At 59.3% G+C, this 24,168-nt stretch carries 25 protein-coding genes; all 25 read left to right on the forward strand.

Translation table 11 applies throughout. The features are described from left to right. Nucleotides 1–21 precede the first annotated feature (21 nt). The 25 genes from madL (at nt 22) to AC0L30_RS15040 (ending at nt 24,084) form a co-directional block, all read left to right on the forward strand. On the forward strand, nt 22–456 hold the full coding sequence (gene madL, locus AC0L30_RS14920; RefSeq protein WP_007594390.1) for a malonate transporter subunit MadL: 435 nt from the start codon (nt 22–24) through the stop codon (nt 454–456). Then, nucleotides 453–1,217, forward strand: a complete 765-nt coding sequence (gene madM, locus AC0L30_RS14925; protein ID WP_473404605.1) for a malonate transporter subunit MadM — start codon at nt 453–455, stop codon at nt 1,215–1,217. Before madL ends, madM begins: the two co-directional genes overlap by 4 nt. After that, complete coding sequence (locus AC0L30_RS14930) at nt 1,218–1,934, forward strand: GntR family transcriptional regulator (RefSeq protein ID WP_473404606.1); 717 nt, start codon at nt 1,218–1,220, stop codon at nt 1,932–1,934. A 269-nt stretch (nt 1,935–2,203) separates the two neighbouring features. After that, the gene (locus AC0L30_RS14935; protein ID WP_473404607.1) at nt 2,204–3,520 is read left to right on the forward strand and encodes a DUF3422 family protein; all 1,317 of its coding nucleotides are present in this window, start codon (nt 2,204–2,206) and stop codon (nt 3,518–3,520) included. Nucleotides 3,521–3,742: 222 nt separating this feature from the next. Beyond that, nucleotides 3,743–5,188 (forward strand): sigma-54 dependent transcriptional regulator, encoded by a 1,446-nt coding sequence (locus tag AC0L30_RS14940; protein WP_473404608.1) that lies wholly within the window; start codon nt 3,743–3,745, stop codon nt 5,186–5,188. A 735-nt stretch (nt 5,189–5,923) separates the two neighbouring features. Next, nucleotides 5,924–6,886 (forward strand): NADH-quinone oxidoreductase subunit B family protein, encoded by a 963-nt coding sequence (locus AC0L30_RS14945; RefSeq protein WP_473404609.1) that lies wholly within the window; start codon nt 5,924–5,926, stop codon nt 6,884–6,886. 61 nt (nt 6,887–6,947) lie between these two features. Further along, on the forward strand, nt 6,948–8,546 hold the full coding sequence (locus AC0L30_RS14950) for a nickel-dependent hydrogenase large subunit (protein ID WP_007594382.1): 1,599 nt from the start codon (nt 6,948–6,950) through the stop codon (nt 8,544–8,546). 100 nt (nt 8,547–8,646) lie between these two features. Then, complete coding sequence (locus tag AC0L30_RS14955; protein ID WP_473404610.1) at nt 8,647–8,958, forward strand: hypothetical protein; 312 nt, start codon at nt 8,647–8,649, stop codon at nt 8,956–8,958. 45 nt (nt 8,959–9,003) lie between these two features. Next, nucleotides 9,004–9,312, forward strand: a complete 309-nt coding sequence (locus AC0L30_RS14960) for a hypothetical protein (RefSeq protein ID WP_473404611.1) — start codon at nt 9,004–9,006, stop codon at nt 9,310–9,312. Nucleotides 9,313–9,446: 134 nt separating this feature from the next. Further along, nucleotides 9,447–9,932 (forward strand): hydrogenase maturation protease, encoded by a 486-nt coding sequence (locus tag AC0L30_RS14965; RefSeq protein WP_085359219.1) that lies wholly within the window; start codon nt 9,447–9,449, stop codon nt 9,930–9,932. Next, nucleotides 9,929–10,255, forward strand: a complete 327-nt coding sequence (locus tag AC0L30_RS14970; protein ID WP_473404612.1) for a hypothetical protein — start codon at nt 9,929–9,931, stop codon at nt 10,253–10,255. The genes AC0L30_RS14965 and AC0L30_RS14970 overlap by 4 nt, the downstream gene beginning before the upstream one ends. Nucleotides 10,256–10,324: 69 nt before the next feature. Then, nucleotides 10,325–11,392: a hypothetical protein gene (locus AC0L30_RS14975; protein ID WP_473404613.1), complete on the forward strand. Its 1,068-nt coding sequence runs from the start codon at nt 10,325–10,327 to the stop codon at nt 11,390–11,392. Continuing rightward, nucleotides 11,389–11,598, forward strand: coding sequence for a hypothetical protein (locus AC0L30_RS14980; protein WP_473404614.1), 210 nt, complete (start codon nt 11,389–11,391; stop codon nt 11,596–11,598). The genes AC0L30_RS14975 and AC0L30_RS14980 overlap by 4 nt, the downstream gene beginning before the upstream one ends. A 13-nt stretch (nt 11,599–11,611) precedes the next feature. Beyond that, complete coding sequence (locus tag AC0L30_RS14985; protein WP_085359213.1) at nt 11,612–11,836, forward strand: hypothetical protein; 225 nt, start codon at nt 11,612–11,614, stop codon at nt 11,834–11,836. Between the two features lie 29 nt (nt 11,837–11,865). Further along, the gene (locus AC0L30_RS14990; protein ID WP_473404615.1) at nt 11,866–12,735 is read left to right on the forward strand and encodes a NifU family protein; all 870 of its coding nucleotides are present in this window, start codon (nt 11,866–11,868) and stop codon (nt 12,733–12,735) included. Between the two features lie 266 nt (nt 12,736–13,001). Continuing rightward, nucleotides 13,002–13,940: an NHL repeat-containing protein gene (locus AC0L30_RS14995; protein WP_473404616.1), complete on the forward strand. Its 939-nt coding sequence runs from the start codon at nt 13,002–13,004 to the stop codon at nt 13,938–13,940. Further along, nucleotides 13,937–16,396, forward strand: coding sequence for a carbamoyltransferase HypF (gene hypF, locus AC0L30_RS15000; protein WP_473404617.1), 2,460 nt, complete (start codon nt 13,937–13,939; stop codon nt 16,394–16,396). The genes AC0L30_RS14995 and hypF overlap by 4 nt, the downstream gene beginning before the upstream one ends. Then, a complete protein-coding gene (locus tag AC0L30_RS15005) occupies nt 16,366–16,647 on the forward strand; it encodes a HypC/HybG/HupF family hydrogenase formation chaperone (RefSeq protein ID WP_007594357.1) in 282 nt (93 codons plus the stop codon). Before hypF ends, AC0L30_RS15005 begins: the two co-directional genes overlap by 31 nt. A gap of 13 nt (nt 16,648–16,660) precedes the next feature. Further along, on the forward strand, nt 16,661–17,353 hold the full coding sequence (locus AC0L30_RS15010) for a D-sedoheptulose-7-phosphate isomerase (RefSeq protein WP_007594355.1): 693 nt from the start codon (nt 16,661–16,663) through the stop codon (nt 17,351–17,353). Then, complete coding sequence (gene hypD / locus AC0L30_RS15015; protein WP_473404639.1) at nt 17,350–18,480, forward strand: hydrogenase formation protein HypD; 1,131 nt, start codon at nt 17,350–17,352, stop codon at nt 18,478–18,480. The genes AC0L30_RS15010 and hypD overlap by 4 nt, the downstream gene beginning before the upstream one ends. Then, nucleotides 18,477–19,544 (forward strand): hydrogenase expression/formation protein HypE, encoded by a 1,068-nt coding sequence (gene hypE / locus AC0L30_RS15020; protein WP_473404618.1) that lies wholly within the window; start codon nt 18,477–18,479, stop codon nt 19,542–19,544. Before hypD ends, hypE begins: the two co-directional genes overlap by 4 nt. Nucleotides 19,545–19,552: 8 nt before the next feature. Next, the gene (locus AC0L30_RS15025) at nt 19,553–19,894 is read left to right on the forward strand and encodes a hydrogenase maturation nickel metallochaperone HypA/HybF (protein ID WP_473404619.1); all 342 of its coding nucleotides are present in this window, start codon (nt 19,553–19,555) and stop codon (nt 19,892–19,894) included. After that, nucleotides 19,894–20,874: a hydrogenase nickel incorporation protein HypB gene (gene hypB, locus AC0L30_RS15030; RefSeq protein WP_473404620.1), complete on the forward strand. Its 981-nt coding sequence runs from the start codon at nt 19,894–19,896 to the stop codon at nt 20,872–20,874. The genes AC0L30_RS15025 and hypB overlap by 1 nt, the downstream gene beginning before the upstream one ends. Before the next feature lie 164 nt (nt 20,875–21,038). Next, on the forward strand, nt 21,039–21,752 hold the full coding sequence (locus AC0L30_RS15035) for a HoxN/HupN/NixA family nickel/cobalt transporter (protein ID WP_007594345.1): 714 nt from the start codon (nt 21,039–21,041) through the stop codon (nt 21,750–21,752). Between the two features lie 217 nt (nt 21,753–21,969). Beyond that, on the forward strand, nt 21,970–24,084 hold the full coding sequence (locus tag AC0L30_RS15040; RefSeq protein ID WP_473404621.1) for a TonB-dependent receptor: 2,115 nt from the start codon (nt 21,970–21,972) through the stop codon (nt 24,082–24,084). Nucleotides 24,085–24,168: the final 84 nt, after the last annotated feature.

A 24,168-nucleotide genomic window follows, 5' to 3' on the forward strand; every position in this document is an offset into this window, starting at 1 on the left:
CGCTATTGAGGGGAGGCGCCCGTGACCATTTCCGGTGTTGCACTGCTCGCAATCTGCACGCTGCTCGGCGGCCTGCTGGGGGACCTGCTTGGCGTCGCCCTCGGCGTAAAGGCCAATGTCGGCGGCGTCGGGATCGCGATGATGTTCCTGATCGCGGGCCGACTCTGGCTGCTCCGGCATGGCCAGCTCAGTCCCGGGCTCAAGACCGGCGTCGAGTTTTGGGGCAGCTTCTACATCCCGATCGTGGTCGCCATGGCCGCGCAGCAAAACGTGGTCGCTGCGGTCAAAGGCGGACCGGTCGTCGTCGTCGCGGGAATTGGCGCGGTCGCGGTGTGTTTCGCGATGGTAGCCCTGATCGGCCGACTGAGCGGCCGTGTCGAGACCATGGACGAGATCGAAGCGCGAGAGTTGATTGAGGCCAACGTGCCCCACTTCAAGTCCGGGAGGATCGGATGAACATGATGTCTCACGTACTCGCCGCCAATGCGCTGATCACCGCTTTCGCGGCTGTGGGGATCCTGATGTGGATATCGGGAGCGATCTCGAAATACCTCACCTTCGGGCGGATCCACGCCTCCGCAATCGCGATCATGCTCGGTCTTGCGCTGGCCTTTTTCGGGGGGCTTGCCACCGGTGGCGAAAAGGGTGTGGCCGACCTGCCGGCACTGACCGGGATCGGCTTGATGGGAGGCGCGATGCTGCGGGATTTCGCCATCGTCGCCACGGCCTTCGAGGTCGATGTCGTTCATGCGCGCAAGGCCGGCGCGATCGGAGCGATCGCGCTTGGACTGGGAACGGTCGTTCCCTTCATTCTCGGCGTGTTCGTTGCCGCCGCATTTGGCTATACCGATGCGGTGTCGATGACGACGATTGGTGCCGGCGCGGTGACCTATATCGTGGGGCCGGTCACCGGAGCCGCGATCGGAGCATCGTCACCGGTCATTGCGCTCTCGATTGCGACCGGTGTATTCAAGGCAGTGATCGTCATGATCGGTACCCCCTTTGTGGCGAAGATGATCGGTCTGAACAATCCGCGAAGCGCAATGGTGTTTGGCGGCTTGATGGGGACGGTCAGCGGTGTTTCCGGAGGGCTTGCGGCGACCGATCGGCGTCTGGTGCCTTATGGTGCGTTGACGGCGACATTTCACACCGGATTGGGCTGCCTGGTCGCGCCGTCAATCCTTTATTTTGCGGTGCGCGCGATCGTAGGAGAGTGAATGGCGGGTTTGTTCAAGGTCGCAGCCGAAGCGGAAGAGGATGCCGGGCTGCTCTCCGATCGCATCCGAAACGCGCTCACCGACGAGATTGCCTCCGGTGCGCTCGTTGCCGGTTCAGCGCTGGAAGAGCAGCAGCTTGCCGATCGCTTTGGGGCTTCCCGCACTCCGGTGCGGGAGGCGCTCCGGCAACTCGTCGTCAGCGGGCTCGTCGAGGTGCGGGGCCGTCGCGGGCTTGTCGTGGCACGGATGACGCCCGAACGCATCATGGACATGTTCGAGACGAGCGCAGAGGTGGAAGCCATGTGCGTCAGGCTCGCCACCTATCGCATGACCCCGCTCGAGCGCAGCGACCTGATCGAGCTTCACGATGGCTCCCTGGCGATGGTCGAGGCCAACGACGTCGATGCCTATGATGCGTTCAACCGCCTGTTCCACGAAGGCATCTACAGCGCAACGCACAACGCGTTCATGGCGGAGCAGGCGCAGGAGGTCCGCGCGCGCCTCAGCGCCTTCCGCCGCACGCAATTGCGCCAGGGCGATCGCATCCGCAAGTCCCGCGACGAGCATGATGCCATCATGCAGGCGATCGCTGAGGGGGATGGCGATACGGCTTCGCGCAGAATGCGCGCCCACATGTTGAACGCTGCCGCAGCGCTTCGACGCTACATCGATGATCGCCTGCGGCCTGTAGACGGACCTGAGCCCGACAAGGTCTGATCATCGCAGCTGTTGATGCAAACCAAGCCGGTACGCGCGGCGAAACGTCCGCTGCCACAAAGACAAATCTTAGGCGGTGAGTTCAGCAGGACCCATCGCGGACCTCATGGCTCGTTCGATACCCAGCTAGGAGCCGAATCCATTGGTCTCCGAGCACGGCACCAGCGCGGGCGTACTGCCGAGTAGTCAAATCCATCCGTACACGGGAGTTTCCGTATCTGGCGTTTAATCAACTGTCGATGTTGTCAAAATCCGCGCGGGAATTGCAAATGAATGATGTCGTTTTGCTCGTTGACAATGAACCGCGCAGTCTGTCAACCCATGAATTGCGTTCGACGGTTTTGGGCGAGTTGCATGCTCGTCCATTCACGCCAATCTCCGTTTCCAGTCGTATCCTCCACTTCGCTTTCGATACGTCGGAAGGACGTGCACAAACGGATCGTGTGAATCTCGCGGAGCTCTGCAGCAAACATGGCGTGACCCTGCCGTCGCTGGAGGAAAGATACCATCGCGTGCAACTCGGCACGACGGCTTTGCGGTGGGAACAGCATTCAGAATTCACGACTTACACGTGGGAAATCCCATCGGACGTTGATGTTGAGCCATTCAGCCCAGGAGCCGCGTCGCTCGCAGCGGTAATGGGGCTCGTTCCCCAACCGGGTCCGCTGTTAGTTGCTCTCGATTTGCATCTCCTCCCTGAACAGCAAGATCGGCCAGCACCGCAGCTTTTGTTCGATCGCGCAAGTCTGGCAATGGCGGAGAACTCGGATGGAAAGGCCGTTTATGCCACTGATTTTCAGCCAGATTCGTGTGGGTTTGTTCGCATTCTCGTTATCGACCGAGGACTAGACCGAGAGCGCGCGGGAGCGCTCGTTCAGCGAGTTATTGAGGTTGAGACCTATCGCATATTCGCCCTTCTTGGCTTGCCCGAAGCTCATCGGCTCGCGCCCACCGTAGGTCTTATTGAAAAGCGGTTAGCCGAAGTAATGAACGAAATGCGCGGGGCGAAGGACATTGCCAGCAACAGGCAGCTGTTGAATGAACTAACGGAAATGGCGGCGGAGGTTGAGGCGGGCGCGGCCGCCAGCGGCTTCCGCTTTGGAGCCAGTCGTGCTTATGAAGAGATAGTTGCGCAGCGGCTGCAGACGATCGGGGAGAGGAAGCTGAGCGGGTTCCCGACTTGGTCATCCTTTCTGGCACGCCGAATGGCACCTGCTATGCGCACTTGCATCACCCTCGATGCGCGGCAAGGCAATCTCTCGGTCAAACTTTCGCGCGCCGCAGACCTCCTGCGAACGCGTGTCGATGTTGAGCTCGAGCAACAGAACCAGGAGCTCCTGCAATCAATGAATGCTCGGACTCGCCTGCAATTGCGTCTGCAGACAACCGTCGAGGGCTTGTCTGTCGCGGCCATAACTTATTACGTCGTGGGGCTATTTGCATATTTCGTCAAAGCTGCTCATGACAGCGGATGGGTATCGATTGAACCGAACTACATGATTGCGGGATTTGTTCCGGTTGCCGCGATCATGATTTGGTCGATCGTTCGGCGAATCCGGCGAAAGCATGTCAGCGATGGGGGATGACAACTCAATAAACGCCCCGGACCATGGCAGTAGTCATTACTTCATTGGCCGTACGGAATGGGTGCGTACGACGGATGTGAAAGTGCTGCGCATATGGCGGTTCGGTTCACGGGTGATCGTCCGCCTCCGAGACATTTTCCAAAACTGGAAGCCTTCTGACTGCCCATTGAAGGTTCCGCTGGCTGCTGCTAAGAAGGTTTTCAATTAGCTAAGAAGCATTGCATGGAAACGCAGGGAACAGTCCTCATCGTTGCCCGAGGCGGACCGCAATGGTCGGCGGCCGAGGTGGTTTTATCGGAAGAATATGGCTATCGCGTCCTGGTCGTCCGCTCGGCGGAAGAGGCGACGAGCGCGTTGTCGGACGCTCACGTAGATCTCGTTCTGGCAGAACACGGGTCAGGCGGAGAAGGTTTGACATTCCTCGTCGGCTTGCGTGTCAGCCATCCGGACATCGTTCGTGTCCTCGCGCTTGAGGCTAAAACGGAGCTGAGCCAACAAGCGATTTCACCGGCGGCGATCTATCAATTTGTGCGAAAACCGTTGGATGCAAAGCAAATCGGCTTGGTTGTCGAGCGCGGGCTGGAGTCGCGGGAGCTTTCACGCCGGCATCGCATGCTGTCGCGCGAGTTCAAGATCCGAGGCGATACGGTAGGAGTTCATCAACGAAATGGCGCTTCGTTGCATGTCGAGAGCCAGCGTTTTGAAAAATTGGTCTATGTGAGCGAAAAGCTCAGCGAGCTGTGCGATCTTGCGAGGAAGGCGGCGCGAACAGAATTACCTATTCTGATCCAAGGAGAGACCGGCACAGGCAAGGAATTGTTGGCTCGCGCAATTCACTACAATTCGACACGTAAGACGAGTCCGTTGATGGTCCAGAACTGCGGCGGTATGTCCGATGAGTTGCTTCATTCGGAATTGTTTGGCCATAAGCGCGGTGCGTTTACGGGCGCCATCTCCGATCGTCTCGGTTTGTTTCGGGCCGGCGACGGCGGAACGGTTTTCCTGGACGAAATATCGGAAGTGTCGCCATCCTTTCAGGTGAGCCTGCTACGGTTTCTTCAGGAGGGCGAAGTCAAACCACTTGGCTCCGACAAAACGCAGACCTGCAACGTTCGCATCATCGCTGCGTCAAATCGGCCGTTGCAGGCGCTCGTTGCCGCGGGAAAATATCGGCAGGACCTCTATTTTCGTCTCAAGGGTTTCGAACTCGAGGTGCCCCCGCTTCGTGAACGCCCTGTCGATATTCCGGCCCTTGCGGAATTTTTCGCAGCCAAACATGCGGATGCGATGGGGCGCAAAATTCTTGGTATTTCCGCTGGGACCCTCGAAAAGCTGGCGGCGTTCGACTTTCCGGGCAACGTTCGCGAGCTTGAAAACGAAATCCGCAGGATGGTCTCCTTGGCGGAAGATGGTGAGTATTTGACAACAAAGTATATGTCGCCCTCCATTTTCGCGGCGCCACCACGTCCGCGATCGAACACAGCGCTAGCATTTGTGCCGCAGGGAACGACATTGAAGGAAAAGGTCGAAAGCCTCGAGAAGCAGGTTCTAAACGAAGCGCTGGGCCGCCATCGCTGGAACCAAAGCCGGGCTGCGAACGAACTTGGTCTGTCGCGCGTTGGCCTAGCCAACAAGATCAAGCGATATGGTCTCGACGAAGCTAAGTGAGAGTTTGCGATGCCCGACGACAAGAATGCAATCGGCAGCGACCCCTCAGCGCAGATTGTCCGCTTCCCGCAATCGCGTGTAAACCCGGCGGGAAGCTCCGAACCTTTTAGGGAGCTTGGCACTAGCCAGCTTTCGAAAGCTCTTGGCTTGCCCGAGCGTCAGGCTACCGGCCATTGGTGCAGCCGGTGTCGCGGCATCTGGTATGGATACTTGCTGGAGGTAGCTTGCCCGGCATGTGGCAACCGTCACGGATAGCCGAAAGCCGCTGTGCGCTGCGCCTTCCGGTCTGATCGAGGTTCGCTGGCGTGCAACGCGCGGAGCTCAACAGGCAATTGGCTACGCGGCACCCAAACGCAGCATTTTCGAGAACATCCGGTGCGTTGAAGCGAACCAGGCGCGCGGCAAATTCTGAAGAGGTCAAAGGTGTGCGCAGCGAGCCCTCCGCGTTGCCCGCCTGCAAGATGTTCTTCCTGGAGCGTCATTCCCTCGTGAGCACCGGCTCGTTGACGCGCATTATCGCGTTACGTCGGTCAGCGAATTTGAAAACTAACTTTGCATAGCCAACTTTCTTTGCAGCCAATGCGCGTGAAGAAACACCTCGGCGTCTTGGGCGACTTCACACTAAGCATCTGTCTTTACGAGGTCTTTTCGGGGTCGCCCAATCCGGCACAGGTCTTGCTGTACTATTGTTCAAGCGCCGTATTGGTTGGCGATAGAACATAGTGGAGGAAATTGATGGCTAATCTTCTTTGGCTCCAAGGCGGCGCATGTTCGGGAAATACGATGTCGTTCCTCAATGCGGAGGAGCCGAGCGCCTGCGACTTGGTCACTGATTTTGGCATCAATGTTCTCTGGCACCCTTCGCTCGGTATGGAGCTCGGTGAGAATCTCAAAAAAATGCTGCATGCGCTCGTAACAGGTGCAATGCCACTGGATATTTTCGTCTTCGAAGGCTCAGTCGTCAACGCGCCGAACGGCACGGGCGAATGGAATCGGTTCGCGGGCCGCCCGATGAAGGATTGGGTCGCTGATCTTGCGAAGGTCGCCGGATACACGGTCGCAATCGGTGACTGCGCGACTTGGGGTGGGATCCCGGCAACAGCCCCGAACCCGTCAGAAAGCGAAGGACTGCAGTTCCTGAAGCGAAAGCACGGCGGATTTCTCGGGCCAGCCTATAAATCCAAGGCCGGGTTGCCCGTCATCAATGTCCCCGGCTGCCCCGCGCATCCCGATTGGATAACGCAAATCGTTGTTGCGGTCGCTACGGGACGCGGCGGCGACCTGACGCTAGACGAATTCCAGCGTCCGAAAACGTTTTTTACGAGTTTCACGCAAACGGGCTGCACCCGCAACATGCACTTCGCCTACAAGGTGTCCGCGACCGAATACGGGCAGCGCAAGGGCTGCCTATTCTATGACCTTGGATGTCGCGGTCCGATGACACACTCGCCTTGCAATCGTATCCTGTGGAATCGCCAGTCGTCGAAGACGCGAGCCGGCATGCCCTGCATGGGGTGCACGGAGCCGGAATTCCCATTCTTCGATTTGATGCCGGGCACGGTTTTCAAGACGCAAACGATGATGGGTGTTCCAAAGGACATGCCGCTCGGCGTCGACAAGGCCGGGTACATCAAGCTCACGGCAGCAGCCAAGGCAGCTTCTCCTGCCTGGGCCGAGGAAGACATCTTCGTCGTTTGAGCTGCGAGCTCACCCAACAACCGCGCAGACATTTCACCTTGTAAAATCAGGATGCATTCCTATGCCCTCAGCCGTTCAAACACTTGATATTTCTCCCGTCGGGCGCGTCGAAGGCGACCTTGATGTCCGCGTCAACATTCAGGATGGAGTCGTCGTCGACGCCTGGACCCAGGCCGAGTTGTTCCGCGGCTTCGAGGTCATCTTGCGTGACAAGGACCCCCAGGCAGGCCTTGTGGTCACACCTCGGGCCTGTGGAATTTGCGGTGCTTCGCATCTGACGTGCGCGGCCTGGGCGCTCGATACTGCGTGGCAAACGGAAGTGCCCCGCAATGCGATTCTGGCACGGAATCTCGGTCAGCTCGTCGAGAGCCTTCAGAGCTTGCCGCGTCATCACTACGGCCTCTTCATGATCGATTACACGCACAAGAACTACTCGAAATCGAAATACTACGAGGAAGCCGTCAAACGTTGGGCACCGTTTACCGGAAGCAACTACGAAATCGGCGTCACGATCTCTGGCAAGCCAGTGGAAATTTACGCACTCTTGGGCGGCCAGTGGCCGCACTCGAGCTACATGGTGCCGGGCGGCGTGATGTGCGCACCGACCCTGACCGACGTCACCAGAGCGTGGTCGATCCTGGAGTATTTCCGCCGTGACTGGATGGAGAAAATCTGGCTCGGTTGTTCATTGGAGCGCTACGAAGAGATCAAATCTTATGACGACTTCATGGCCTGGCTCGACGAGAAGCCCGAGCACGCAAATTCCGATCTAGGAATGTTCTGGCGGATGAGCGTTGACTGTGGGATGGACAAGTTCGGGAAGGGCCACGAAAAGTTCGTCTCGTGGGGCTACTTGCCGCATGAAGATAAATATCAGAAGCCGACGATCGATGGGCGTAACGCGGCTTTGATCATGAAGAGCGGTGTTTATGACGGCAACGCCAACAGCTTCAAGCTGATGGATCAGAAGCACACGCGCGAAGATACGATGCGGTCCTGGTACGATGAGCCGGGTGGGGTGCATCCGTTCGATCGCAAGACGGTGCCTACGCAAAAGAACACCATCAATATGGACGGCCAATATTCCTGGTCGACGGCTGTGCGCCACGACGAATCAGGACGCCTGGAAGCTGGTCCGCTGTCTCGTCAGCTCATCGCCGGCGGCACGCATGGGGAAGCCTGGCAGCACTTCGATCCACTGGTACTCGACATGTACAGGAAGTTGGGTGGGGCAAACGTCATGTTGCGGCACTTCGCCCGCATGCATGAAGGGGTTAAGCTTTATCGCCAGGCCGAACGTGCTTTGCGTGAATTCCGGCTCAATGATCCCTGGTATATCAAGCCCACGGAACGGGATGGACGGGGCTGGGGAGCTACAGAGGCCATTCGTGGCGCACTCTGCCACTGGATCGAGGTCAAGGACGGCAAGATCAAGAATTACCAGATCATTGCGCCGACGACTTGGAATGTTGGTCCAAGGTCCGCCGACGGCGTTCGGGGCCCGATGGAGCAGGCCTTGATCGGTTCTCCGATCAGGGACCCGCACGACCCGGTCGAGGTCGGTCACGTTTGCCGCTCCTACGATTCGTGCCTGGTTTGCACCGTCCACGCACATGACGCAAAGACGGGCGAGGAATTGGCGCGCTTCCGAACGGCCTGACGTTCGCTCATCGGGCACGCTGTGGGTATCGTAGCGCTGGTGCTTAAATTGCCAGTAGCAACGTCATATACTGAATCTTTAGAGCGAAAGGCGGTCGCGCATGGCGTCCGACAAAGAGGTTGTGCTCAAGGCGATCGCCGGCATGCTCGAGAATGGGCTCAAAACGGAAGTCGAGCCCTTTCCCGAAACCGACAAGGAATTTGGCGATATTCTGCTCCAGCTTCGCCGGCTCGATCCAAAGGATCTCAAAGGCAAGCTTGTGGTCGGAGGCTTTGTAAATCATCCGTACGGTCCGGATAACCAACGATGCCTGGAGTGCATGTACTATCTGGTGCATCGAAGGTGGTGCGACCTGCCTGAACTTGCGGTCCCGGTCGAGCCAGAGTGGTGGTGCCGATTGTGGCGAATCTGATGTGTCGACTGACAGCCGCGAGAGCGAACCTCAGGAGAACACGCCGTGCGCGACGAAAAGATCCGGGACGAGATTCGTGTTCTTCTGGCTGGTGGCCTCAAAACGGAGGTACTTCCGCGGGCAGATTCTCATGAAGAAGTTCAAACGATCGTTTCTCGATTGAAAGCCGCGGGTAATGAGCTGAAAACGAAGCTCGTCCGCGGAGGGTTTACCCTCGAGCCGGTTGAACACGAGGGTCTCGAGCAACTGTGTGAAACGTGCATGTATTACAAGGTTCACCGCCGCTATTGCGAGCTGCCCGAGCTTGATCTGCCGGTTGAGCCGCAATGGTCCTGTCGCCTCTGGCGCATTTAGCTCTCAATGTTGCGGGCCCAGGCCACCGATACCGGATCTATGCGCCGCGTCGTTATCAGCGCATCATGTCACGATGAGGTATTGCCGCCTGGTGCGGGATCGCAGATGGTGACGCATCGCGTAGCGGGCTCCCCATGATCGTGGTCATAGGATGTGGAAATCCAAATCGCCTCGATGACGGTGCGGGTCTTGAAGTCCTGCGCCTGCTTGAGGCGCGCGGTGTTGGAGCGGGCCTACCAAACGTCCGTCTGCTGGCTGCAGGAACTGACGGCATGGCGACCATGTTTGCGGCGCGTGGGTGCCGGACGCTGATTGTTGTGGATGCGTGTCGCTCGGGCTCTCCGCCAGGGGCGGTTTTCGAAGTGCCAGGAAGCGAGCTGGAGCAGCGGTACGAGCCTTCGCTTAACCTGCACGATTTCCGGTGGGATCACGCACTTTTCGCAGGCCGGAAGATCTTTCGCGACGACTTTCCCTCGGACGTCGTCGTGCTTTTGATTGAAGCGCAGACAGTCGAATTGGGGATCGGCCTTTCTGATGCCGCATCAGCCGCTGTCGCGAAAGTGACCGACCGCATTGCCACGCTGATCGATGCACGTCTTGGCCCAGAGGGATCGTCGTGACCGCTGTCTTTTTTGTCAGAATAGCGCGCGGGGCACTTTATCTGAGCCGCGAAACATACGACCGCTATTTTGCAGGGTTGGAGGCGGTCATCCTGTTACGCCGCGCCGATGACCTCTGGATCATGCCAGTCCGTCACGCCGCCGCCGGGGGCTATCTCCTCAAGCTTCGCAACAGCCGAGGAGACCGAGTGGTGCATGCGCCAGATTTCCTGCGCGAGCACGCGGTCGATGAATACGTTGCCGCGCAGCTGCCGGTCGCGTGGTCGCCGGAAGCTGGTGCGCTCATCGCCGCTGGCGCTTTCCTGCAAACTAAGTTTACATAACGCATAATAGATAGACAGTTCGGATTTCGTGCTGCTAGAGTAGCTCTCGTACCAAGCGTGCAGCCAAAAATGCGCTGGTCGGAGGAAGCAGTGATTACAGGACTTCTCGGCGATGAAGTGCGTGCGGCCCTCGCGGCTGCTGATGACGCCGAGGCGAGCCCCTCCGAGCGGGCCGAGATGCTGATGGAGATTGCGATGGGTCTGCAGCGGCAGCCCAAATCGCCGGATCAGCTTCATGCTGCGGTTGCCCTCTATGACAAGGCGCTGGCGATTTGTCCTGAGGACATGCGGGTTCTGTCGGCTCGAATTCTGGCGCGTAAAGGCACTGCGCTACAGGCCATACCGGAGGAAGGTACAGCGGCGCTTGAGCAGGCGCGCTCGGCCTTTGAGCAGGCAATCCGGACTATCACCGAGCTCGGCAGGCCAGAGGAGCTTGCCGAAGCAGAGATGAATTTCGGCCTGGTATTGCAGAATCTTGCAGGCGTGAACAAGGCCCGCATCACAGACGCCATTTCCGCTTATCAACGTGCGTTGCGGACTTTCACGCGATCTGAGTTTCCGCAGGAGTTCGTGATCCTGCAGAACAACCTTGCCACGGCGTTTCTCTCGATCCCCATGACGGACGAACGCGGAAAGATGCGTGAAGCGCTTGCGGTGCAGGCTTTCGAAGAAGGTCTCAAAGTCATCACGCTGATCGACAATCCTACCGAATATGCGATGCTGCAAAACAACCTTGGCAACGCTCTGCAATATGTGTCCTCGAGCCACACGATCGCAAACAACATACGCGCACTTGAAGCCTACGACGAAGCGCTGAAGGTGCGGACGCGCGAGACGACCCCGCTCGAATACGCGAACACTATTTGCAACAAAGCCAACTGTCTGTGGAATCTGCCCGACGATCCCTCCGATCCAGACGGTGGCAATCGATCCAATCTTTTACAAGCGCGCGCCTACTACGGTGAAGCGCGAGAGATCTTCATGGCGCATGGCGACTTGGAGAAGGGAAGGGTTGTTGCCGAAGCGATCGACCAGATTCAGCGCGAGTTGCTGGCGTCGAATTCGGCCGATGGCCAAGTCGTGCGTTCTCATCCCAGCAATCGTCAACCGAACGAAACCGGAGCTTCCGATCTATGACCCTACCGTCTTCTCCAGAAATGTTGGTTGTTTCGTTTATCCTGGGCGTCTTTGCCTCGATTGGCGGCGGCGTCATCGGAGGCGTAGTCGTCGGCGGCAAGGTGTTGGGGAATGAACTGGCAGCGCTACTGGGGGGCTTCTATGGGCCCTTGGCCGGCGTTGCCGGCGCCTTTCTTGGGCTCGCCATCCTTACGATTGTCGGCTGAGGAGAACGATATCATGTGGGCAATGGCTCAGAATTCAATCGTCCTGTTCTTCCGCGGCAAGTTGTTTGCCGAACCGCGCAAAGCATTCCTCATGATTTTTGTAGGCGTGCTTGTGACTGCATCGTTGCTGGTCATGATCGCAAAGCTGGGTGCCCCGTTGTGGATGGCGGCACCGGTCGCGGCGTTCGTCGGCGGTGGGTTGCAGCCCTATCTGTTTCGGAACCTCCGCTATCGGTGATGCTGCGGGAGTCCGCATGTGAGAACGATATGAACGCCCACGATACGATCTCGACGACGCGCGACGATCTTGCCGGCTTGGTCGGCGACATCGAGCGACTGGAGGCCATATTTGCGACATGGGACGATACCCAGCGGGCGGCCGTCGGCGCCTACAAACTGGCCATCGAGGCGTTGGATGGAGAAGCGTTGCGCCGGTTGATCCGGGCGCTCAAGACTGATCCTGCCGCGCTTGCGGCGATGAAAAATGCGGTCGCCGACGAGGTCGTCTACGCGGTTTTGCGCCGGCATCAGATCGTCAAACCCAGCCTCAACGAACGAGTCGAAGCGGCGCTTGAGGGCGTCCGCCCCATGTTGGGTTCGCATGGCGGCAACGTGGAGCTCGTCCAGGTGAACCCACCCAAGGTGGAAGTGCGTTTCATTGGGGCGTGCGACGGCTGTCCGGCGTCCGCATTGACGTTCCACGCCGGCGTGAAGAAGGCAGTTGAGGAGGCATGTCCAGAAATTACAGAGATTGTACAGGTAAAGGGGCTGGGCAGCTCCACGGACAACGGAGTTCGCTTTGTCAGCCCGTTCGCGCTTGACGCACAAGGGAACTGGCTCTCGGCTGGTCTCTTGGCCGACATTCCGGAAGGTGGGGTTCGCGCGATCACCATTGGCGGAGATAAGCTATTGTTGTCGCGCGCGGGTGCGAGTGTCACTTGCTTCCAGGATGCCTGCGCCCATCTCGGATTTCCGATCCACGACGGCGAGGTGGAGAGCGGCATCATCATCTGTCCGCATCATGGTTTTCAGTATGACCTTTCAAGCGGTGAATGCCTCACCGCGCCGGAGGTGGCGCTCCAATCCCATGCTGTTCGCGTTATAGGCGCTCGGGTCGAGGTCAGGATTTCGGTGTAGCCATGCAGGTTTCCTTTGCCCCTCGCCGATTGGATAGGGCTCTTGCGCGGGCCGGAGACAATCACGTCGCGCGGCCGCTCTTGGCTCATGACGGCGCGCGCACTGTCCTTGGGGGCGAGGCGCTGCCGAATGGTCTGGCGCAATCAATCGTGCCAGGCCCGACAACCCTGTTCGGCCCGCGTGGGGCATGCCTTGCCAGCGCTCACGGACCGCTGTTTGTCTGTGACACAGGCCATCATCGGCTCATGATCTGGCGATCTTTGCCAATGGCCGATCAGACACCAGCCGATCTGATAATTGGTCAACCAGACTTTTCGCGGGAAGGACGCAACGCCAAGAGCGACGTGGGGCCGACGACGCTCAACATGCCGACTGGAATCGCAGCGTCCAATGGCGTCCTTGCTGTAGCCGATGCATGGAATCATCGCATTCTGATCTGGCATACCTATCCTGAAACATCCAACCAGCCTGCCGATGTAGTGCTTGGGCAGACAGATTTTTCCAGCGGTCTCGCCAATCGCGGCGCGAACGCGCCCCGACCGGACACATTGAATTGGTGCTACGGCGTGGCCATCGTGGACGGGAAACTGATTGTCTGCGACACCGGGAATCGTCGTGTCCTGGTCTGGGATCGTATTCCGAACTCGAACGGCACACCAGCCGATCTGGTCTTGGGGCAGCTCGACTTTGTGACCCGCGATGACAATGCTGGGCAGGCCGGCGGCGCGGTCGGCATGCGCTGGCCCCACGGCATCGTGGCCTGCAGCGGCATGCTATTCGTGTCTGACGCTGGCAATAATCGCGTCATGGCGTGGCGAACGTTTCCGCGTTCCATCGGACAAGCCTGCGATTTCGTGCTCGGCCAGTGCGATTTCACGCACCTCGATCACAACCGCTCCTCCTATCATCCGACATCTGGCGCGATGAACATGCCGTACGGGCTGACCGTGCAAGGCGGAATGCTGATCGTGACCGATACCGCAAATTCGCGATTGCTTGGATTCGAACTGGACGGGCTATCAATGGATTCTCCTGCCATAGCGCTGGCTGGGCAGCCCATGTTCTCGGCCAAAGGAGACAATCGGTGGCGTTCTGCCACGCGCGACAGCCTTTGCTGGCCCTACGCTGCTTCAGCGTGCGATGATCTGCTGGTCGTGGCAGACGCCGGCAATAACCGCGTACTCCTTTGGGAGGCGGTTTCGTGACCGATTGTAGCAGCATCGCGCAACCAGACGCTAGTGTCGGAGCGGAGATTCGCGTGCGCGGCCGCGTGCAAGGGGTTGGCTTTCGGCCGGCGATCTGGCGTTTCGCGCGTGAGCTTGGTTTGTCAGGCGACGTTCGAAATGACGCGGACGGCGTGCTGATCCGCCTTTACGGCAGCGAGCGCACCATAGCTGCGCTCATCGCCCGCATCCACACTGACTCGCCACCACTGGCCCGTATCGATGCAGTCGAGACAGGGCCGGGTCGTGGCGGTCTGCCAGGGCAGTTCGTCATTGCGGGGAGCCTTACCGGCGGCGCAAATACCCAAGTTGCGCCTGACGCTGCAATTTGCGCCGAATGTGCCGAGGAGATCACCAGCCCGTTCGGCCGCCGCTATCGCTATCCCTTCACAAACTGCACCAATTGCGGACCACGGCTTAGCATCGTCACCGCTATCCCCTATGACCGCGCCACTACCACAATGGCGCCATTTGTGATGTGCGCAGCTTGCCGGGCCGAGTACGAAGATCCTGCCGATCGCCGCTTCCATGCTGAAGCAATCGCCTGTCATGCCTGCGGGCCGAGGGCGAAGTTGGTTCGTTTCGACGGCCACGCGTTCACCTTCGACCAGTTCTCGATGATGGATGATGTTGATGCCGCGTGTGGCTTGATAAAGAACGGCGAGATCGTCGCGATCAAGGGTCTCGGAGGCTATCAATTGGCCTGCGACGCCACCAAGACCGACGTCGTAGCAAGTCTACGCCGAACGAAGCATCGTGATGCCAAGCCGTTCGCACTGATGGCGCGCGATCTCGATGTGATTCGTCGCTATTGCAGCGTGAGCGCCGAGGAAGAAGCACTGTTGACGGCTCCCTCGGCGCCGATCGTCCTGCTCGAGGCCAATGGCCCGGAAAGATTACCGGACACAATTGCGCCGGGCCTTGCCACGCTGGGCTTCATGCTGCCGACGACCCCGATGCATCTTCTCATGTTGCGAAGGATGGCGCGGCCGGTGGTGATGACCAGCGGAAACCTCTCGGACGAGCCGCAGGTCGTACTAGACGCGGAAGCGGGCGAACGGCTTGGCGGGATCGCCTCTTATGCGCTGATCCACGATCGTGAAATCGCGAACCGAATTGACGATTCTGTCGTGCGCGTTGTTGGCGGCCGCGTGAGGCTACTGCGCCGAGCCCGCGGCTACGCACCGGAGTGGATAGTCCTGCCCAGGGGATTCGAGGCCGCGCCAGATGTGCTGGCGATGGGCGGCGAGTTGAAGTCGACCTTCTGCCTCCTCAAGGATGGTGCCGCTATCCTGTCGCAACATCAGGGCGATCTCGAGGATGCAAGATGTTTCGATGACTACCGGAAGAATCTCGCACTTTATGCGAGGTTATTCGATCACGCACCAGCCGCTCTGGCCGTCGACTTGCATCCCGAATATCTGTCCTCGAAATTCGCCCATGAGCGTGCCGTCGCCGATGAGTTGCCGCTAATCGAAGTTCAGCACCACCACGCCCATCTCGCCTCCTGCCTTGTCGAGAACAATTATCCGCTGGATGCCCCTGCGGTGCTCGGTATCGTGCTCGACGGTTTGGGTTGGGGCGGCGACGGTACGCTGTGGGGCGGTGAATTCTTGCTCGCCGATTACCGGGGCTATCAACGGCTTGGCACGTTCAAGCCGGTCCCGATGATCGGCGGAGCTCATGCAGTCCGCGAGCCGTGGCGTAACCTGTATGCGCATCTGGTGGCCGAGATGAAGTGGCCGGAATTTTCAATGAATTTCGACCAGCTCCCACTGCATGGCTATTTGTCAGGCAAGCCGCGCGGCACCCTCGATGCCATGATCAAGAAGGGCATCAACGCGCGACCTGCGTCGTCATGTGGCCGGTTGTTCGACGCCGTTGCCGCGGCGCTGGATGTCTGCCGCGAGCGGCAGGCTTACGAGGGCGACGCCGCGGCGCGACTGGAAGCCCTTGTTGATCCTGATACGATGCTGAATGAGGGGGATGAGCTCGGCTACCCCCTGACAATTCCGAACCTGCCCGGTTCGGGACTGCCGTACATTGAGCCGCGAGCAATGTGGGCCGCGGCGTTGGGTGATCTCATCTTGAACACACCAGCGCCAGTCATGGCCGCACGCTTCCATAAGGGCTTGGCGATATCGATAGTCGCTATGACGAGAAAGCTCGCCGGCGGCGAGGACGATGCGACGCAACCGCGTTTCTCGACGGTCGCCTTGTCGGGCGGCTGCTTCCAGAACAGGGTTCTATTCGAGGAAGTCAGCCGCCGCCTTGAACAGGCGAAGTTTTCGGTGCTCTCGCATGCTCAGGTTCCCGCCAATGACGGTGGACTTGCACTGGGGCAAGCGGCCATCGCTGCAGCGCATCTGATCGATAAACAAAGACCGTCAACAGAAGGAAGCAGGTCATGTGTCTCGGCATTCCCGGACGCATCGTGAAGATCGACGATGTGACCAAGCGCCTCGCAACAGTCGATGTTGGTGGCGTCAAGCGACAAATCAACATCGCCTGCATCGTGAACGACGACCATCCGGTCGAGTCGTGCGTAGGCGACTGGGTGCTGGTTCACGTCGGTTTTGCGATGAGCCGGATCAACGAGGAAGAGGCGGCCCAGACCTTGAAAATACTGATCGAACTCGGCGAAGCCCAGGCTGAGATCGAGGCAATGAAGCTGTCGGCGGCCCAGTAAGGAGGGTCTCACCATGTCCAACGAGAGCGATCTCACGGCACTTTATCCATTTTTGCATGGACAACCGCAGTCACCGGAGCGGTTAGACGCGGCACTCCTGCATTCCGTCAATGAGAAAGCTCGCGACTCCCGCGAGACCAACTCCCGTTTCTTCGACGAGCAGGGGCCGGTTCTCGTCGCCGCCGCCAAGGCCCTGGCCCATGTCTACCGGCGTGGCGGTCGGCTGTTCTCGATGGGCAATGGCGGGTCGAGCTGCGATGCTTCCCATGTGGCGGTTGAATTTGTTCATCCCATCACGGCAGGCCGGCCGGCGCTCGCCGCGACCAATCTCGTGGCGGACCTTGCAATGATCTCCGCCGTTGGCAACGATCTCGGATTCGAGCACGTTTTTGTCCGTCAGCTGCTGGCGCAAGGAAAAGCTGGTGACGCGCTGGTTGGCATCTCCACCAGCGGCAATTCTACCAATTTGATGGCGGCGTTCGCCAAGGCCAGGGAAATCGGCATTCTCACGATCGGCCTTGCCGGCGGCGAAGGCGGCAAGATGAAATCGTCAGGCCTGGTCGACTTCTGCCTAGTAGTGCCAACGACATCCATCCACCGGGTCCAGGAATGTCACGTGGCGGCCTATCACATCTTGTGGGATCTGGTGCACACGCTGCTCGCGGACGATCGCGGATCAGCCACCACGAAGGGGGCCGCAGCATGAAATATGTCGATGAATTTCGCGATTCTGAAAAGGCTGGCTTCCTGGTCCGGGAAATCGAAGCGCTGGTCTCAACCATGACGCTGCCGCCCGGCAGGCCGATTTATATCATGGAGGTCTGTGGCGGTCACACGCATTCAATCTTCCGCTACGGGCTTGAGGGCATGTTGCCGAAGGAGATCGAACTGATCCATGGACCGGGCTGCCCGGTTTGCGTGTTGCCGATGGGACGCGTCGATGATTGCGTGTCGATTGCAGAGAACCCTGGCGTCATCTTTGCAACTTTCGGCGACGCCATGCGGGTTCCGGGTTCAAAGAAGAGCCTGCTACAGGCAAAGGCCGATGGCGCTGACGTTCGGATGGTCTATTCGCCGATGGATGCGCTGGCGCTCGCCCACAGGAACAGGGATCGTGAGGTCGTCTTCTTCGGACTCGGGTTCGAGACCACGATGCCGTCAACGGCGCTGACCGTCCTGCAGGCGGAGGCCGAGGGAATTACCAACTTTTCGGTGTTCTGCAATCACATCACCATCGTTCCCACCATCAAGGCGATCCTGGACAGCCCGGGCCTCCAGCTCGATGGCTTCCTTGGACCCGGTCACGTCTCAATGGTGATCGGGACAGCTCCCTACGAATTCATCGCCAGGTTCTACCGAAAGCCGATGGTGGTAGCCGGTTTTGAGCCGCTCGATATCCTTCAGTCCATCTGGATGGTGTTGAAGCAGATCAAGGATGGCCGCAGCGACGTCGAAAATCAATATGCCCGCATCGTTCCGGATGGCGGAAACGCAGCGGCGCTGCAAGCAGTCTCACGCGTCTACGAACTGCGTGAGTTCTTCGAATGGCGCGGGCTTGGCTCGATCGACCACTCCGGTGTCAAGCTACGCGAAAAGTATGCTGGCTACGACGCTGAGCAAAAGTTCGCCATCCCCAACTTAAAGATCGCCGACCCGAAATCGTGCCAGTGCGGCGAGGTGCTCAAGGGCGTTATCAAGCCGTGGCAATGCAAGGTATTCGGCTCGGCGTGTACGCCCGAGATGCCGCTCGGGTCTTTGATGGTCTCGTCCGAGGGCGCTTGTGCAGCTTATTACCAATATGGCGGCCAGAAGAGCTACAAGGAGGCAGTATGAACGTCGCGCCGTTCGTTCATGCTCGCAAGCTCGGCAAAGTCAGTGTCGATAAGGTCACGCTTGCCCACGGTGGTGGAGGCAAGGCAATGAAGGATCTGATCGACGACGTGTTCGTCGCGGCTTTCGACAATCGTTCGCTCGCGCCCCTGGAGGACCAAGCTCGGTTCAGCCTGGCCGAACTGGCTGGCTATGGAGACCGGCTCGCTTTCACGACGGACTCCTTCGTGGTTGATCCGTTATTCTTCCCCGGCGGCGACATTGGCGAACTTGCGGTTTGCGGCACGATCAACGACCTCGCGGTTGGCGGAGCGAAGCCGCTATACTTATCGTGTGCAGTGATCATCGAGGAGGGAACGAGCATCGAGCTCCTGCGCCAAATCGCGCGCTCGATGGCAATGACCGCCCATGCAGCCGGCGTTGTCATCTGCACCGGCGACACCAAGGTGGTGCAACGTGGCGCCTGCGACAAACTGTTCATCACGACGACGGGGATCGGCGTGATCCGCGGAGGCCTTGCGCTCGAAGTCGGCAACGCCAGGCCAGGCGACGTGGTGATGGTCAACGGTCTGCTCGGTGACCACGGCGCAGCGATTTTGTGCGCGCGCGGGGACATGGCACTTGATACGACGATCGAAAGCGATTGCGCCTGCCTTCATGATCTGATCGGGGCACTTTTAGAGGCAGCGCCCGAAGTTAGATTCATGCGCGATGCGACACGCGGTGGATTGGCGACCGTACTCAACGAGATCGCCGAAGCCTCTCAGGTTGCGATTGAAATCGACGAGCGCGCCACTCCTATTCGCGAGGAGGTGAAGGCCTTTTGCGAAATACTTGGCCTTGATCCGCTTTATCTCGCAAATGAGGGGAAGATTGTGGTGATCACGCCTCCCGAACAGGCCGACGCAGCACTCTCAGCCATGCGGGCTCATCCACTGGGCGCGGGGGCCGCAGTCGTCGGCAGGGTCAATCGGGGAGAGCCAGGGCGTGTCACCATGCGCACCGTGTTTGGCGGACGACGAATCGTCGACATGCTGGTGGGCGAGCAATTGCCGCGGATTTGCTGAGGTTGCTCATGCACGAGCTAGGCATTACTCGCAACATTATCGCGATCGTTGGCGACGCCGCCAAGGGCCGCCGCGTCCGCCGCGTCAATCTTGATGTTGGCGAATTGTCCGGCGTGATGCCGGACGCGATCGCCTTCTGCTTCGAGACCGTTGCCCGGGGGACGATGCTGGAAGGCGCAACGCTGGAGATCAGGAAGATCGAGGGACGCGCCCGCTGCGATTCTTGTGGACTGGAGTTCGTCACCCGGACTCTGTTCACCGCGTGTAGCTGCGGTTCGCGCCGGCTGACGCGATTGCAGGGCGAAGAATTGAACATCAAGAGCATGGAACTGGAAGAGGAGGTCGCTTGATGTGTGGTCATTGCGGATGCGGAGACAAGCGAGGCGCCACAGTCCTAAATCTTCAGACCGGAAAGGAAATCAATATGAGCGGCCATTCCCGCCACGACGATCAAAGCCATGATCACGCGCATCACCTCAAACATGATCATTTGCTTGGCGATGGTCTCATGCATAGTCACGATCACCACCACCCCCATGACGGTCCCCACGACCATCATCATGGCCACGACCATGTTCACGCCGACGGCACACGCCACAGCCATAGTCATGCAGCCCACGATGATCACAGCGTGGAGCATCGACACGATCACGCTGCGGGCAGCTTGATCGAGCTCGAGACACGGATCCTCGCCTGGAACGATGCGCTGGCAGCCAAAAACCGGGCATGGTTTGCGGGTCGCGAAATTCTCGCGCTCAATCTGGTCAGCTCGCCGGGTTCGGGTAAGACGACGCTGCTGGAGCACACCATTCGCGACCTGTCTGCCGAGCTAAAGATCTACGTGGTCGAGGGCGATCAGGCGACCGCCAACGACGGCGAGCGGATTCGGGCCGCAGGAGCGCCGGCTGTGCAAGTCAACACCGGCACGGGGTGCCATCTCGAGGCCGACATGGTTGCCCGCGGGTTGGGCGAGCTGCAACCCGTAGCGGGATCAGTCGTGATGATCGAGAATGTCGGAAATCTGGTGTGTCCTTCGATGTTCGACCTCGGAGAGCGCGCGAAGGTTGTGATCCTCTCGGTGACCGAGGGCGAAGACAAGCCGCTGAAATATCCCCACATGTTCCGTGCTGCAGAGATCATGATTTTGAACAAGATCGATCTGCTGCCGCATGTCGATTTTGACGTCTCGCAGGCGGTGACTAATGCGCGGACTGTTAACCCGGACATCACGGTGTTTCAGCTTTCAGCGCGAACTGGCGAGGGACTTGCCGATTGGTACGGCTGGTTGCGCCGTGAATTGAGCAAAGCTGGCGAGGCGGTGTCCGCCTAGAGCATTGATGGCGCCGATTAGCGCCTCGCTTCAGTGTTCTGCTCTGACGCTTCTCTATCGCAGATGGACATGCGCGATCTGCGCGAACCTTGATTGTTGTGCGAACGGCCGGCTGTTCCCCGATGTGCAACGGGGTATGTCTGCCACAGACCGCGGGGGCGCAGATGTTCGGAATTTTGGGGCTGGGATTCCTGCTCGGCATGCAACATGCGCTGGAAGCGGATCATATCGCTGCAGTCTCCAGCATCGCAGCCCGGCGTACCAATATCGGCGATATCGTCAGGCATGGGCTGACCTGGGGACTCGGACATACGCTGGCCCTGTTCGTCTTCGCTGGTGTCGCCATCCTGCTAGGTCGCGCGATCCCCGAAAGCCTTGCGCAACCACTTGAAACTGCCGTTGGCGTGATGTTGATTGGCCTCGGGATCAATGTTCTCTGGAAGCTATGGCGTGATCGCGTTCACTTTCATCGCCACGGACATTTCGATGGAACAAAGCACACCCACGTTCATAGCCATCGGAATGAAAGAACGATAGATCAGCAAAACTCGCACACCCATGCGCACGGGTTTCGCTGGCGTTCGTTGCTGGTAGGGCTTGTCCATGGAATTGCCGGTTCGGCCGCGTTGCTGGTGCTCGCGGTATCGCAAATCAGCAATCCCGTTTACGGAATGCTGTATGTTGGGTTGTTCGGCGTCGGGTCGATGTTTGGAATGGGCTGCCTTTCGATGATCATCGCCGTGCCGCTTGCGATCTCGGCCCGGTGGCTGACGTGGACCAACCGCGCGATCCAAGGTGTTGTCGGCGCTGTCACGATCGGTCTCGGGGCTCTGACTGTCTATACCACGGCAATCGCCTACAGTTTCGCGACGAGCTAGATGGCATGCGCGTTGGCCGGGTATGATTGGAGCCGTTCGTGCTTGCGAGCTCTGCCGGTCTCGATGCATTGCTGTTCCAGAGGTGCGTCAGAGTGGCCCCGTGAGAGTTGACCGGACGAAGCAATTCCTGCGGGGATCGCTCTGCTGGGGAGCGTTCGCCGCCCTAACTGGGCCCGCGGTGCCGTCGGCTGCGCAAGAGCTTGCAGCGGCTCAGCCAATGCAGCTTCCTTCGGTCACGGTGGCGTCGCCGGATGTCACGCCGCGTAGGCGGGCCGCCAGGCCAAAAGCGGCGCAAGATAGGCCGTCGCGAAGTAGCAATGTGGTGCACTCTGATCAGCCGGAAATAGCGACTGCAGGCACCGGCGGGGTCATGCCGGGTGCGTCGCGCAACGCAGTAGGGCCCATTCAGCCTACCGCCGCGAGCGCCTTGCTTGTGAGCAGCGAGCAGGTGAATGCCATTCCGTTCGCGCGGCCAGGCGAGGCGCTGGAGGTCGTTCCTGGACTGATCGTCACGCAGCATTCCGGCGAAGGCAAAGCCAACCAATATTTTCTGCGGGGCTTCAATCTGGATCACGGTACGGACCTCGCGATCAGTCTCGACGGCATGCCTGTCAACATGCCAACGCACGGACACGGGCAGGGCTACGCCGACATCAATTTCCTGATCCCCGAGCTGATCCAGTCGGTTGGTATCCGCAAAGGTCCATACTTCGCCGACGTCGGCGATTTCGCTTCCGCCGGCGCGGTCAGCATCGACTACATGAACAAACTGCCGAAAAGCATCGCGGAGATGACCATTGGCAGTTTTGGGTATCGCCGTGCGCTGGTGGCGGGTTCCACCACGGTGAGCGACGGTACACTGCTCGCCGCGGTCGAGAGTAGCAAATACGACGGTCCCTGGGACGTGCCGGACAATGTGCGGAAAATCAACAGCGTCTTGCGTTATAGTCAGGGTACCGTAACCGACGGATTCACGTTCACTGGAATGGCCTACTCCAACGGCTGGAATTCGACTGATCAGATCGCGCAGCGTGCCGTTGAGCTGGGTGTCATCGGCCGCTTCGGCTCGCTCGATCCGACCGACGGCGGCACCTCCAGCCGCTTCAGTCTCTCCGGCAGTTGGGCTGGTTCAAGCGAGTACGGTCAAAGCAATATCAGCGCCTATGTCGTCCGTTCTGAGCTACAGCTCTTCAACAATTTCACCTATGTCCTCGATGATCCGCTGAACGGCGACCAATTCAGTCAGCTCGATCGTCGCACACTCGGCGGCTTTGATGCGCGGCATGCGTTCGACTGGCGCTTTGGTGGGTTTGAAACACATACCCGTTTTGGCGTGGAGGGCCGCCACGATCATATCCAGATCGGCCTATTCGCGACCGAGCAGCGCGCGTGGCTTTCGACCGTACGCGCGGACCGTGTGGAGGAAGGAAATGTCGGCCTCTGGATGGATAGCACCACACGCTTGGCCGAGTGGTTGCGGACCACTGTTGGAATTCGCGAGGACATCTTTGCCGGACGCGTTCTCAGCGATACGCCGCAGAACTCTGGTAACGCCCAGGCGTCGATGATGAGTCCGAAAGCTGGCATCGTGTTTGGACCCTGGTTCAAGACCGAATTCTACGGCAATGCCGGCTACGGCCTGCACAGCAATGATATCCGCGGCGCGACCATCAGCGTTGATCCCCGCGATAAGGTAACCCCGCTCGATCGTGTTCCGCTCCTGGTGCGCTCGCGTGGCGCCGAGCTAGGCATCCGCACCAGGGCGATCGATGGCCTTACCAGCTCGGTCGCAGTCTTCGTGCTCGACTTTGACTCTGAGCTCCTGTTCGTTGGCGATGCCGGAACGACCGAACCGAGCCGGCCGAGCCGACGTGTCGGAGTGGAGTGGACCAATAGTTACAAGCCCGCGCCCTGGCTGACCTTCGACCTTGATCTTGCCTATACCCGCGCGCGCTTCAGCGATCTCGATCCCACGGGCGGCCGCATTCCTGGTGCCCCGGCCTGGATCGCCAGCGGCAGCATCATCGTCGGCCGTGAAATAGGCTGGTTCGGCGCGCTGAAGGCGCGCTATTTCGGTCCTCGTCCATTGATTGAGGACGATAGCGTTCGTTCGGCTTCCTCGCTGATCTTCAATGCGCGCGCAGGCTACCGATTTGACAATGGCGCGCGATTGCAGCTGGACGTGCTCAACCTGTTCGACGCCCAGAGCAACCAGATCGAATATTACTATCTATCGCGTCTACCGGGTGAGCCGATCGGCGGCATCGCCGACCGTCATGTGCATCCGGCCGAACCGCGGGCCTGGCGCGTAACGCTGGCGTCGGCGTTCTAACCGACATCAAAGCTTCAATTCGTTAGCTGAAGTACTGCTTCGGAGCTCCTGTCTGAGAGCCGTGCTACATTCAATCGAGCGAAC

The organism is Bradyrhizobium sp. MI1.11, assembly GCF_055811255.1.